This window comes from Pseudomonas sp. p99-361, from assembly GCF_003935475.1.
Lineage (GTDB): Bacteria > Pseudomonadota > Gammaproteobacteria > Pseudomonadales > Pseudomonadaceae > Aquipseudomonas > Aquipseudomonas juntendi.
This window is the reverse complement of record NZ_RHQO01000022.1, coordinates 61,389-73,366: the sequence shown is the minus strand read 5'-3', so window position 1 is coordinate 73,366 and position 11,978 is coordinate 61,389. Positions and strand designations below refer to the sequence as shown.

The window sequence follows — 11,978 nt, the reverse complement described above, 5'->3', positions numbered from 1 at the left end:
CTCGCGATGCGCCGCGCGGGCGGCGCTCGATCTCACAGGCACTGAAGATGCAGCGGCTACCCTTGCCAGGAACCATAGAATCTCCCACAGTGACCGCATGGGCTGCAAAGCAGCCCTGAAGGCCCTCAGGCCTTGGTAAATGCCTGATGCATCTCGGCCAGCGTGGCGAAGTGGAAAGCCGGTGCTTCGGCCATCAACTCTTCCCGGCTACCAAACCCATAGCCCACCGCCACGGCCTGCAAACCATTGCTGCGCGCGCCGATCAGGTCATGTTTGCGGTCACCGATCATCAGCGTCTGCGCCGGGTCCAGCCCTTCTTCGTCCAGCAAATGGCGAATCAGCTCAACCTTGTTGGTGCGCGTGCCGTCCAGTTCGCTGCCGTAGATCACCTTGAAGTGGTGGTCGAAGGCGAAGTGCCGGGCAATTTCGCGGGCAAACTCCCACGGTTTGGAAGTGGCGATATACAGCGTGCGGCCCTGGCTGTTCAGGGCTTGGAGCAGCTCCGGCACGCCGGCGAACACCAGGTTTTCGTACAGCCCGGTCACGCGGAAGCGCTCGCGGTAGAAATTCACCGCCTCCCACGCCTTGGCTTCGTCGAAACCATAGAACTGCATGAACGCCTGCAACAAAGGTGGGCCGATGAAGTGCTCGAGGCGGGCCAGGTCTGGCTCATCGATGCCCAGCTTTGCCAAGGCATACTGGATAGAGCGGGTGATGCCCAGGCGTGGGTCGGTCAGGGTGCCGTCGAGGTCGAACAGGATGTTTTGCTGGTGCATGTACAAGGTTCCACGCAAATGCGCTCATTCAGGTTGATCGAAGCCTTCGGCCAGGTGCTGGTCCTTGAGCTTCACATAGTTGCTGGCGCTGTAGGCGAAAAACGCCCGCTCCTGGTCATTGAGCAGCCGCGCCTGTTTCACCGGGCTGCCCATGTACAGGTAGCCGCTGACCAGGCGCTTGCCTGGCGGCACCAGGCTGCCGGCGCCAATGATCACTTCATCCTCCACGATCGCACCGTCCATGACCGTGCTGCCCATGCCGACCAGAATGCGGTTACCCAACGTGCAGCCATGCAGCATCACCTTGTGACCGATGGTCACTTCGTCGCCGATGATCAGCGCGAAGCCGTCCGGGTTGAACGGGCCGGCGTGGGTGATATGCAGCACGCTGCCGTCCTGCACGCTGGTGCGCGCACCAATCCGGATGCGGTGCATGTCGCCGCGCACCACGGTCAGTGGCCAGACCGAGCTGTCTTCGCCGATTTCAACGTCGCCCAGCACCACCGCCGAACGGTCGACGAATGCCCTGGGCCCCACTTTTGGAGTGTGTTGCTGGAAGCTGCGAATGGCCATGATAGCGTCTCTCATCTGTGTCGATAGGCAGGCTGCCTGCTGCGGTCGGCGTCGATTGTAATTAAGATGGGGCAGTGTTTCTTCTGCCAAGGTATCCGAACCGTGAGTGCGAACAACCCGCTTCTGCAGTCCTACGATCTGCCGCCCTTCTCGCAAATCCGTGCCGAACACGTGTTGCCGGCGATCGAAGCGATCCTGGCCGACAACCGTGAAGCCATTGCCGAGATCCTCGAAAAGCAAGGCAGCAACCCTACCTGGGCCGGCCTGGTGCTGGCCATGGACGAACTGAACGACCGCCTGGGTGCAGCCTGGAGCCCGGTCAGCCACCTCAACGCGGTGTGCAACAGCGCTGAATTGCGCGAGGCTTACGAGTCGTGCCTGCCAGCGCTCAGCGCCTACTCTACCGAACTGGGCCAGAACCGTGCGTTGTTCGAAGCCTACCAGGCGCTGATCAGCGGCCCGGAGGCCGCCGGTTTCGATGTGACGCAAAAAACCATACTCGAACATGCCCTGCGTGACTTCCGTCTGTCGGGTATCGACCTGCCAGCGGACAAGCAGCAGCGCTATGCCGATGTGCAAAGCAAGCTCAGTGAGCTGGGCAGCCGCTTCTCCAACCAGTTGCTGGACGCTACCCAGGCCTGGACCAAGCATGTGACCGACGAGGCCGCACTGGCCGGCCTGACCGATTCGGCCAAGGCGCAAATGGCCGCTGCAGCGCAGGCCAAGGGCCTCGACGGCTGGCTGATCACCCTGGAATTCCCCAGCTACTACGCCGTGATGACCTACGCCAGCGACCGCGCCCTGCGCGAAGAGGTGTACGCGGCCTACTGCACCCGCGCCTCGGACCAGGGCCCGAACGCTGGCCAGAACGACAACGGGCCGGTGATGGAGCAAATCCTCGACCTGCGTCAGGAACTGGCCGAGCTGCTGGGCTACAAGAACTACGCCGAGCTGAGCCTGGCGACCAAGATGGCCGAGTCCAGTGACCAGGTACTGAGCTTCCTGCGCGACCTGGCCCAACGCTCCAAGCCGTTTGCCGCGCAGGACCTGCAGCAGCTCAAGGCCTATGCCGCCGAGCAAGGCTGCCCAGAGCTGGCCAGTTGGGACGCCGGATACTATGGCGAGAAGCTGCGCGAACAGCGCTACAGCGTGTCGCAGGAGGCCCTGCGCGCCTACTTCCCGATCGACAAGGTACTTAGCGGCCTGTTCAGCATCGTGCAGCGCCTGTATGGCATCGAAATCGCCGAGTTGAAGGGCTTCGACAGCTGGCACCCGGATGTCCGCCTGTTCGAAATCAAGGAAAACGGCCAGCATGTCGGGCGCTTCTTCTTCGACCTGTATGCCCGCGCCAACAAGCGGGGGGGGGCCTGGATGGACGGCGCCCGTGACCGGCGCCGCACCGCCAGCGGCCAGTTGCAAAGCCCGGTGGCCAACCTGGTGTGCAACTTCACCCCGGCTGCGCCTGGCAAGCCGGCGCTGCTGACCCATGATGAGGTCACCACGCTGTTCCACGAATTTGGCCACGGCCTGCACCACATGCTGACGCGCATCGAGCATGCCGGGGTTTCCGGCATCAATGGCGTGGCCTGGGATGCCGTCGAGCTGCCTAGCCAGTTCATGGAAAACTGGTGCTGGGAGCCGGAAGGCCTGGCGCTGATTTCGGCGCATTATGAAACCGGTGCGGCCCTGCCACAGGACCTGCTGGACAAGATGCTGGCGGCGAAGAACTTCCAGTCGGGCATGATGATGGTGCGCCAACTGGAGTTCTCGCTGTTCGACTTCGAACTGCATGCCAGCCATGGCGACGGCCGCAACGTGCTGCAGGTGCTCGAAGGCGTACGCGATGAGGTCTCGGTCATGCGCCCGCCGGCGTACAACCGTTTCCCCAACAGCTTTGCGCACATCTTTGCCGGCGGTTACGCAGCGGGTTACTACAGCTACAAGTGGGCTGAAGTGCTGTCGGCCGACGCTTTCTCGCGCTTCGAGGAAGAAGGCGTGCTGAATGCCGAAACCGGCCGCGCCTTCCGCGAAGCGATCCTGGCGCGTGGCGGCTCGCGCGAGCCCATGGAACTGTTCGTCGACTTCCGTGGCCGTGAGCCTTCCATTGATGCATTGCTGCGCCACAGTGGCTTGGCCGAGGCCGCTGCGGCATGAGTGAGGTAGCCGTGAACAAGACCAAGAAGCGCTTTATTGCCGGGGCTGTATGCCCGGCATGCAGCCAGCCCGACAAACTGATGATGTGGAGCGAAGACGACGTACCGCACCGTGAGTGCGTGGCCTGCGGCTTTACCGATACGCTCAACGAACAGGGCTTGTCGGTGCCCAGGGAGCTGGGGACACGGGTCAACCACCTCGAACCGAAACCCCCTGCGGCCAAGGTACAGACGGTGCAGTTCTTCCCTAATCCGAAGTTGAAGAAACCCACAGAGTAGGGGTACAGGGCGTTACATAGAGCTTCTGCGGGGTAACAGGGGGCTGGCTAAAGTGTCGGCCCCTGACTTGCCCCTGAGGTGCTTCGTGAACCACGTCCTTGCTCGAATTGCCCATGGCTTGCTCGACTACCCGTCGCTACGGCCCGAGCAGCTTCAACCCGTCTTCTTGTCCATTCGCGACGCCAATGTCGCGGCGCTCGAACAGATCATCGAACACAGCGGCCCGGCGCCAGGTTGGGATAGCTTGGTGCTGGCCGTCGAGCAGCTTGACCAGCGGCTGGAAGACCTGCTGCACATGCTCGTGCCGTTGGTGTACGAAAGCCAGGCATGGGCTGTGGAGGTCGATGCTTGTAATCAGTTGCTGCTCGACTGGGCGCGATACAAGCACGAGCACTCAAGGTTGTATGAAGCCTACCAGCGCCTCGATCCCGCGCAGCTGGATGACGAGCGCCAGGCTGTGCTCAAACTGATCCTCAGGGCGTTCCGCCACGCCGGCCATGGTTTGGGCGCTAGCGCGCGCAAGCAACTGCACACCACCGAGCAGGCGATCGTCGGGCTTGAGCAGCAATTCATGAGTAACCTGATCCAGGCACGTGAGGCCTGGACTTGCCTGGTGCCGCACGAGGCGCGCCTGGCCGGCCTGCCAGGCGTTGAGCGTGATCGGCTGGCAGTCAAGGCTGCGGCGCAGGGCCAGGCGGGTTGGCTGCTCGACCTTGACGAGCGCACGGTGCAAGTGGTCCTTGAGTGGGCCGACGCGCGTGATTTGCGTAAAGAGGTTTATCAGGCCTCACGGCAGCTGGCTTGCGACCTGGGTGGCAACTACGCCCTGGACAATGGCCCGGTGCTGCAGGCGCTGTTGCGGCTGCGTCATGAGCGTGCGCGACTGTTGGGCCTGGCCAACGCGGCGCAGTTGAGCCTTGAAGCCAAGGACTCGCGAGACACCTCGCAGGTCGAGGCCTTCATCAACGCCTTGATCCAGCAGAACAGCGCGCGCCTGCAGGAGGAGCTGAAGGCGATGCAGGTGCTGGGTAGCGAATTGGGTATCGAGGCGCTTGCCCCGTGGGACGTGGCATACCTTGGCCGAAAGCTGCGGCTGCAAGGCAACGAGGCGATCGATGCCAGCCTGCGCGAGCGTTTCCCCCTGGGCAGCGTCCTGCAGGGGCTGTGGCAACTGCATGAACAGGTGCTTGGCGTGCGTATCGTGGCGTGCGATGTGGCAGGTTGGCACCCCGATGTGCAGGTACTGGAGGTAATGGACGGGCATGCCCGCCTGGGGCATATCTACCTGGATGCCTACCAACGCCCAGGCAAGCTGCCCTGGCCGTACAGTTATCCCATGCGCCAGCGCCATGTGGAGGCCGACGGTGTGGTGACCTTGCCCGCCGTTCTGCTTTCCTGCTGTTTCGAGCTGCAGCCTGGGCAAGTCACGCCCAACTTGGACCACGCAGACCTTTGCAAGCTGTTCCACGAGGCGGGCCATGCCCTGCATCAGTTGCTGGTCACCAACCAGCACCGGCGCCTCAATCGCACCGCCACTTCCGCGCTGGGCGCCGATGCCTGCGAATTCGTCGGCACCTTGCTCGAACAGTGGTGCTGGTCTGCCCCGGCACTGTTGGCGTTGCCGCAGCCGGAAACGGGTGCGCCGCCAGTGTCATTGCCACAGATGCAGCAGTGGCTCGCTGGCAAACGTCGTTTCCATGCGGTGGCGGAAGCCGAGCAACTGCGGCTGTGCTGGTTCGATCTTGTCGCGCATTGCGACGATCGCGCCCGCCACGACCTTCGCCAACTGGCGATTGCCGCAACCCAGCAGGTCGGCTTGCCGCAAGCCTTCGCCCAGGACAGGTTTGCCGAAGGGTTCGATTACATGGTCACGGGTTATGAAGCGGGTTACTACTGCTACAAGTGGGCGCAGGTCCATGCCATTGACGCGTTCAGCGCATTCGAGGCGGCCGACGCCGATCATCGGGCGCTGGGCCGCCGCCTGCGCGACGAAATCCTGGCCAAGGGCGGAATGCGCCGGATGACGGCGTCGTTCAACGCATTCGCCGGCAGGCCCATGTCGCTGGAGCCGTACGCAAGGCGCCACTTGTCTCCCTGACAACAAGGGTGAAGGCGCTGCTGGTAATATACTGTATGCATAACCAGTTAGGGGCTAACAGCATGGATCCTGTTCGCGGTCGTGGTACCCGCCATAACCCACACAATCGTTTTGCACCCCGCCAGTCGGTGCTTGAAGACGATGGCTGGTATCAGGAGGTGCCCGTTACCCAAGGCACCGAGGTCAGGGCTGAAACCGCCAAGACCATCATCGCGCGCAATACTTCCCCTGACCTGCCCTTCGACCGCTCGATCAACCCCTACCGCGGTTGCGAGCATGGCTGTATCTACTGCTATGCCCGCCCGTCCCATGCCTACTGGGATCTGTCCCCAGGCCTGGACTTCGAAACCAAGCTGATCGCCAAGACCAACGCCGCCGAGGTACTGGTGCAGCAGTTGAGCAAACCTGGGTATAAGTGTGCACCGATCAACCTGGGCTCCAACACTGACCCTTACCAGCCCATCGAGCGCGAGCAACTGCTGACTCGGCGCCTGCTTGAGGTACTGCTGCGTTTTCGCCACCCGGTGACCATCGTCACCAAAGGGGCCCTGGTGCTGCGCGACCTCGACCTGCTCGCCGACATGGCCCGCCAGCGCCTGGTGCGGGTGATGATCAGCCTGACTACGCTGGACGATGACCTCAAGCGGGTGCTCGAGCCCCGGGCGGCAGCGCCAGGGGCAAGGTTGCGGGCCATTCGTGTGCTGCGCGAAGCAGGCGTGCCGGTGGGCGTGTTGTGCTCGCCGATGATACCGATGATCAACGACAGCGAACTGGAGCGCCTGTTGGAAGCGGCCAAGGCGGCCGGGGCGCAGAGCGCGGCGTACATGCTGCTGCGCCTGCCGCTGGAGGTGGCGCCGCTGTTCGAGCAGTGGTTGCACGACCATTACCCACAGCGCGCTGCGCATGTGCTGAGCCTGATCCGCCAGAGCCGCGATGGCGAGCTGTACGACAGCCGCTTTGGCACACGCATGCGGGGTGAGGGGGTATTTGCCGAGTTGCTGGCGCAGCGTTTCGCCAAGGCGATGAAACGCCTGGCGTTCGAAGGGCGCGAGTCACAGGTGCTGGATTGCTCGGCCTTTTCCCCGCCGGGCGAGCAGATGGCACTGTTCTGATAGCCAAGGTAAACACGCCCTACAGAAAGCCTCACTAATGGCAGCCAATAATTACGCTAATACATATTGGCAGTTGATGTTTTTTTGCTATTATTCAGATCCCGCCGTTTATATCTGGAACGCCCGTTCTAGAGCCCTCGAATTAAGTTTCAGTTAAGTTTTCCCGGTTAGCGTAGGCAACCAATCCACACCGACTGTGATCTATGGGCTGTGCGTGTCATCTAAAACCCTGCATAGCCAGAATCTTTAACCGGTAAAATGGATTTACCTACACACCGTCAAGAGGATGAATCATGCCCGTCAAGGACCCATCCAAGGTCGTACCGCAGGTCCCCGCTGAAAGCGCCGATGCTGCCCTGAAGCACATCGTCGACGGTTTCCTGCGCTTTCACCATGACGTCTTCCCTGAACAGCAAGAGCTGTTCAAGAAGCTCGCCACTGCGCAAACACCGCGCGCCATGTTCATTACCTGCGCCGACTCGCGCATCGTGCCCGAACTGATCACGCAAAGTTCGCCAGGCGACCTGTTCGTGACCCGTAACGTAGGTAACGTAGTACCGCCTTATGGCCAGATGAACGGTGGCGTTTCCAGCGCTATCGAGTACGCGGTGATGGCACTTAAAGTGCACCACATCATCATCTGCGGCCACTCCGACTGTGGCGCGATGCGTGCGGTACTCAACCCGCAATCGCTGACCAAGATGCCAACCGTTGGCGCCTGGCTGCGCCACGCCGAAGTGGCCCGTACCGTGGTCGAGAACAACTGCTCGTGCGGCAGCGAACATGAAAGCATGCAAGTGCTGACCAAAGAGAACGTCATTGCCCAGCTGCACCACTTGCGCACCCACCCTTCGGTGGCTTCGGGGCTTGCAGCGGGTCAGCTGTACATCCATGGCTGGATCTACGACATCGAGACCAGCAGGATCGAAGCCTACGACGCTGCCAGCGACAGCTTCATGCCCCTGGCCGCAGGCCAACCGGTGCCATGCGCCACTCCGAGAGGCCGCTACTAAGCGACCCGTCCGCCGTTAAAACCTTGATAGCCGGCTGCACCCTGTAAGGGTGTGGCGCGGCCTTCGGCTGCCCTGAATACCCTGACTGCCCTGCCGGCGAGCCCGCTGGCGGCCCGCGCCTGCGCGCTTGTCGGGGACCCAACGTGCCCATGGCCAGGGGAATGGCCGTGCGACTAGAGAAAGGAGAAACATGGTGAACATTACACAGCTGAAAGCGGCCCTGCCGCGTGAGTTGCTGGCTTCGGTGGTGGTCTTTCTGGTGGCCCTGCCCTTGTGCATGGGCATTGCTATCGCCTCGGGCATGCCGCCGGCCAAGGGCCTGATTACCGGCATTATCGGCGGGGTCGTGGTCGGCTTCCTCGCCGGTTCGCCGTTGCAAGTCAGTGGTCCGGCGGCGGGCCTTGCGGTGCTGGTCTTCGAGCTGGTACGCCAGCACGGCATGGCCATGCTCGGGCCGATCCTGCTATTGGCCGGTTTGCTGCAATTGCTGGCCGGGCGCCTGCGCCTGGGCTGCTGGTTCCGCGTCACCGCGCCGGCGGTGGTCTACGGCATGCTGGCAGGCATTGGCGTGTTGATCGTGCTGTCGCAGGTGCATGTGATGTTCGACACCGCACCGCAGCCATCGGGTATGCAGAACCTTGTGCAGTTCCCGGCGACCCTCGCTGCGGCCATGCCGCACGAAAGCGCCGGCGCTGGCTGGATAGCCGGTGCGCTGGGCCTGGGCACCATCGCCATCATGTGGGGCTGGGAACGTTTGCGGCCGCAGCGCCTGCGTTTTGTGCCTGGGGCCCTGCTGGGTGTGGCGAGCATGACCATCATCAGCATGTGGTTGGCCTTGCCCGTGAACCGCGTGGAAGTACCGGCTGACTTGTCCGAAGCCATCGACTGGCTCCGCCCCGGTGATTTGATGCAACTGGCCGACCCTGCTCTGCTCGTCGCCGCCTTTGCCCTGGCATTCATTGCCAGTGCCGAAACCTTGCTGTCAGCGGCTGCGGTCGACCGCATGCACAGTGGCCAGCGGTCGGACTTCGACCGTGAGCTGTCCGCACAGGGCATTGGCAACATGCTCTGCGGGGTGCTGGGTGCACTGCCGATGACCGGGGTGATCGTACGTAGCTCGGCCAACGTGCAGGCAGGTGCGCAAACACGCGCTTCGGCCATTTTCCATGGCTTGTGGCTGCTGGCTTTCGTGGTGGCGTTGAGCAGTGTGCTGCAGCAGATACCGGTAGCCAGCCTGGCAGGTGTGCTGGTGTTCACGGGGATCAAGCTGGTCGACTTCAAGGCGTTCCGTGGGTTGGGCCGTTATGGCCGCATGCCGATGTTCACCTATGCGGCGACGGCGCTGGCGATCATCTTTACCGACCTGCTGACCGGCGTGTTGCTCGGCTTTGCCCTGACCTTGCTGAAGCTGGCATTCAGGGCGGCACGGTTGAAGATCAACCTGGTCGATCTGGCAAAGCCTGGGCACATGGAATTGCGGCTCAGTGGCGCCGCGACCTTCCTCAAGGTACCGGCATTGACCCAGGTGCTCGATGGCGTGCCGGCGGGCACCACGTTGCATGTGCCACTGGGTAACCTGAGCTATATCGACCACTCGTGCCTTGAATTGCTGGAGGACTGGGGGCGCAGCAATGCTGCCAATGGCTCGCGGTTGCTGATCGAACAGCGGCGGTTGAAGCGGCGAATCGAGGGGCGGTTACGGACTACGGCGGGTGTGGGGACCTGAGGTTGAAGTTCTGTAGTACCTGAACGGGCCTTTTCGCGGGTGAACCCGCGAAGAGGCAGGCACAGGATTATCAGGTCGGCTGACCCAGCTCGACACCCAGCTGACGCGACAGGCACGGCCAGCGCTTCCACGCCTCACCGGTTGCCGGGCTAGTCAGCGTCTCGCGGTAGGCTTCCACCGACTCAGCCGCAAAGCTTGCGTCATTGAGCATCTCATCCACCGAGTGGTGCACCACTTCATCCAGCTGGTTGGCAAATTCTTCGCCGATCAACTGGTGGGCAATCAGGTTGGCGACGGTGGTGTCGACCGGGATCAGCGGCTGCTGGAAGTGACGGATGTACAAGTCATTCACCTCCTCCACCAGGCGGTGCGCCAGGTACGCCTCATCTAGCAGGCAGTCCAGCCCCACATGCCCGTTCATGACCTCGGGTGGCTGCAGGAAGTAAGCCTCGGCAATTTTCAATACAGGCTTGATCTGCGACTCGATGCCGGCCTCAAGGGCGACTTCATGGGCCGCCTCCAGCAGTTCCGGAACCTGTTCGATGTAGGCGCTGACGAAGCGCGCCAAAGTACCCTGTGCGTCCTGCTCAGGCAGTTGGATCGAGGGGTGCAGGTGGGGCAGTTGCAGCTCGAGACGCTGTTTCAATTGGCCAGTCTGGCCTTCATGTTGATGGGCTTGGCTTACCTGCTCGCGTACAGCAGCGATGTTCATGACAACTCCAGGGACATTACGTTTCAAACGGAAGACACTAAATTAGCTCGGTATACGGCATACCTAAGACGAATTTGTTATAGATGATTTCAAATTCTGCGTTACCTGGAATATAGCATGGCCACTATTTGGCCATTCCCCCTTTAAGCCTGCGGTTTTCAAGGCATATAGCTGTTTCGTGAAGTTCATTTCATTGCCTTCGTTGCGCGGCATTGGTCGCTGTCTATACTCCCGGTGAACGTGATTCGTTGATGAGGCCCGACTGCTTTTAGCAGGGGCTCGGTCGTTGAAGCCAGGCAGTCTTGACCGCCGTTCCCTCTTGCCGCAGGCCACGCCTCCGGGAAAACAAGAACGAGAAGGGGAACCCGCAATGATGCGACATCCACCTGTCTGGATGGGCCTGCTGTTGTGGTCGGTTCTGGGTCAGGCCAACGCTGCCTGGACCGTGAACATGCACCCGGGGGCGACGGAAGTCTCCAACGCCGTCTTCGATCTGCACATGACCATCTTCTGGATCTGCGTGGTCATCGGCATCGTGGTGTTCGGCGCGATGTTCTGGTCCATGGTCATCCACCGCCGCTCCACCGGCCAGCAGGCCGCGCATTTCCACGAGCATACCTGGGTGGAAATCCTCTGGACCGTGGTCCCGTTCCTGATCCTTGTGGCCATGGCCATACCGGCCACCAAGACCCTGATCGACATCTATGACGCCAGCGAGTCGGATATCGACATCCAGGTCACCGGCTACCAGTGGAAGTGGCATTACAAGTACCTGGGCCAGGACGTGGAGTTCTTCAGCAACCTGGCCACCCCCGCCGAGCAGATTCACAACCAGGCGCCCAAAGACGAGCACTACCTGCTGGAAGTCGACCAACCGCTGGTGTTGCCGGTGGGTGCCAAGGTGCGCTTCCTGGTGACGGCGGCCGATGTAATTCACTCATGGTGGGTGCCCGCCTTCGCGGTCAAGCGCGACGCCATTCCCGGCTTCGTCAACGAAGCCTGGACGCGCATCGAGAAGCCAGGCATCTACCGCGGCCAGTGTACCGAGTTGTGCGGCAAGGACCACGGTTTCATGCCCGTTGTAGTCGAGGTCAAGTCCCAGGCCGACTACGACACCTGGCTTGGCGAGCGCAAGGCAGAGGCGGCCAAGCTCAAGGAGCTGACCAGCAAGGAATGGACCCTGGACGAGTTGGTGGCGCGCGGCGACAAGGTCTACCACACCACCTGCGTGGCCTGTCACCAGGTCGAAGGCCAGGGCCTGCCGCCGATGTTCCCGGCGCTGAAAGGCTCGAAGATCGCTACCGGGCCGAAGGAAGGTCACTTGAGCATCGTTTTCCACGGCAAACCCGGTACCGCCATGGCCGCCTTCGGCAAGCAACTGTCGGAGGTCGATATCGCTGCCGTGGTGACCTACGAACGCAACGCCTGGGGCAACAACAAGGGCGACATGGTCACGCCGAAGGACGTGCTGGCGCTGAAGCAGGCAGAAGCCAAGTGAACCGGGTTACTCGCGGCAATCAGTGGATTGCAGGAGAC

Annotated in this window: 10 protein-coding genes; 7 read left to right on the top strand and 3 right to left on the bottom strand. The window is 61.9% G+C overall.

The window, feature by feature from the left end; translation table 11 throughout:
- Positions 1 to 125: 125 nt before the first annotated feature.
- Both EGJ22_RS12535 and EGJ22_RS12530 read right to left on the bottom strand, forming a co-directional pair.
- Entirely contained in the window at positions 126 to 776 is a 651-nt protein-coding gene (locus EGJ22_RS12535) for an HAD family hydrolase (protein ID WP_009683618.1), read from the bottom strand.
- Between the two features lie 24 nt (positions 777 to 800).
- Positions 801 to 1,349: a gamma carbonic anhydrase family protein gene (locus EGJ22_RS12530; RefSeq protein WP_029886284.1), complete on the bottom strand. Its 549-nt coding sequence runs from the start codon at positions 1,347 to 1,349 to the stop codon at positions 801 to 803.
- Positions 1,350 to 1,451: 102 nt separating this feature from the next.
- Here EGJ22_RS12530 and prlC point away from each other — a divergent pair, with 102 nt between their 5' ends.
- From prlC to EGJ22_RS12500, 6 genes are all read left to right on the top strand, one after another.
- Complete coding sequence (gene prlC / locus EGJ22_RS12525) at positions 1,452 to 3,503, top strand: oligopeptidase A (RefSeq protein WP_064314455.1); 2,052 nt, start codon at positions 1,452 to 1,454, stop codon at positions 3,501 to 3,503.
- Entirely contained in the window at positions 3,500 to 3,781 is a 282-nt protein-coding gene (locus tag EGJ22_RS12520; RefSeq protein ID WP_029886286.1) for a YheV family putative zinc ribbon protein, read from the top strand. Before prlC ends, EGJ22_RS12520 begins: the two co-directional genes overlap by 4 nt.
- Positions 3,782 to 3,866: 85 nt before the next feature.
- Positions 3,867 to 5,879 (top strand): M3 family metallopeptidase, encoded by a 2,013-nt coding sequence (locus EGJ22_RS12515; protein ID WP_223809625.1) that lies wholly within the window; start codon positions 3,867 to 3,869, stop codon positions 5,877 to 5,879.
- A 62-nt stretch (positions 5,880 to 5,941) separates the two neighbouring features.
- Positions 5,942 to 6,991, top strand: a complete 1,050-nt coding sequence (locus EGJ22_RS12510) for a PA0069 family radical SAM protein (RefSeq protein ID WP_009683613.1) — start codon at positions 5,942 to 5,944, stop codon at positions 6,989 to 6,991.
- A gap of 293 nt (positions 6,992 to 7,284) precedes the next feature.
- On the top strand, positions 7,285 to 8,004 hold the full coding sequence (locus tag EGJ22_RS12505; protein ID WP_009683612.1) for a carbonic anhydrase: 720 nt from the start codon (positions 7,285 to 7,287) through the stop codon (positions 8,002 to 8,004).
- A gap of 190 nt (positions 8,005 to 8,194) precedes the next feature.
- On the top strand, positions 8,195 to 9,730 hold the full coding sequence (locus EGJ22_RS12500) for a SulP family inorganic anion transporter (RefSeq protein ID WP_220464580.1): 1,536 nt from the start codon (positions 8,195 to 8,197) through the stop codon (positions 9,728 to 9,730).
- 70 nt (positions 9,731 to 9,800) lie between these two features.
- Here EGJ22_RS12500 and EGJ22_RS12495 read toward each other — a convergent pair whose 3' ends face one another.
- Positions 9,801 to 10,442 (bottom strand): hypothetical protein, encoded by a 642-nt coding sequence (locus EGJ22_RS12495; RefSeq protein WP_029886289.1) that lies wholly within the window; start codon positions 10,440 to 10,442, stop codon positions 9,801 to 9,803.
- Positions 10,443 to 10,812: 370 nt separating this feature from the next.
- Between EGJ22_RS12495 and coxB the strand changes: the two genes are divergently transcribed.
- Positions 10,813 to 11,940, top strand: coding sequence for a cytochrome c oxidase subunit II (gene coxB, locus EGJ22_RS12490; RefSeq protein WP_029886290.1), 1,128 nt, complete (start codon positions 10,813 to 10,815; stop codon positions 11,938 to 11,940).
- The last annotated feature ends 38 nt before the right edge of the window (positions 11,941 to 11,978 follow it).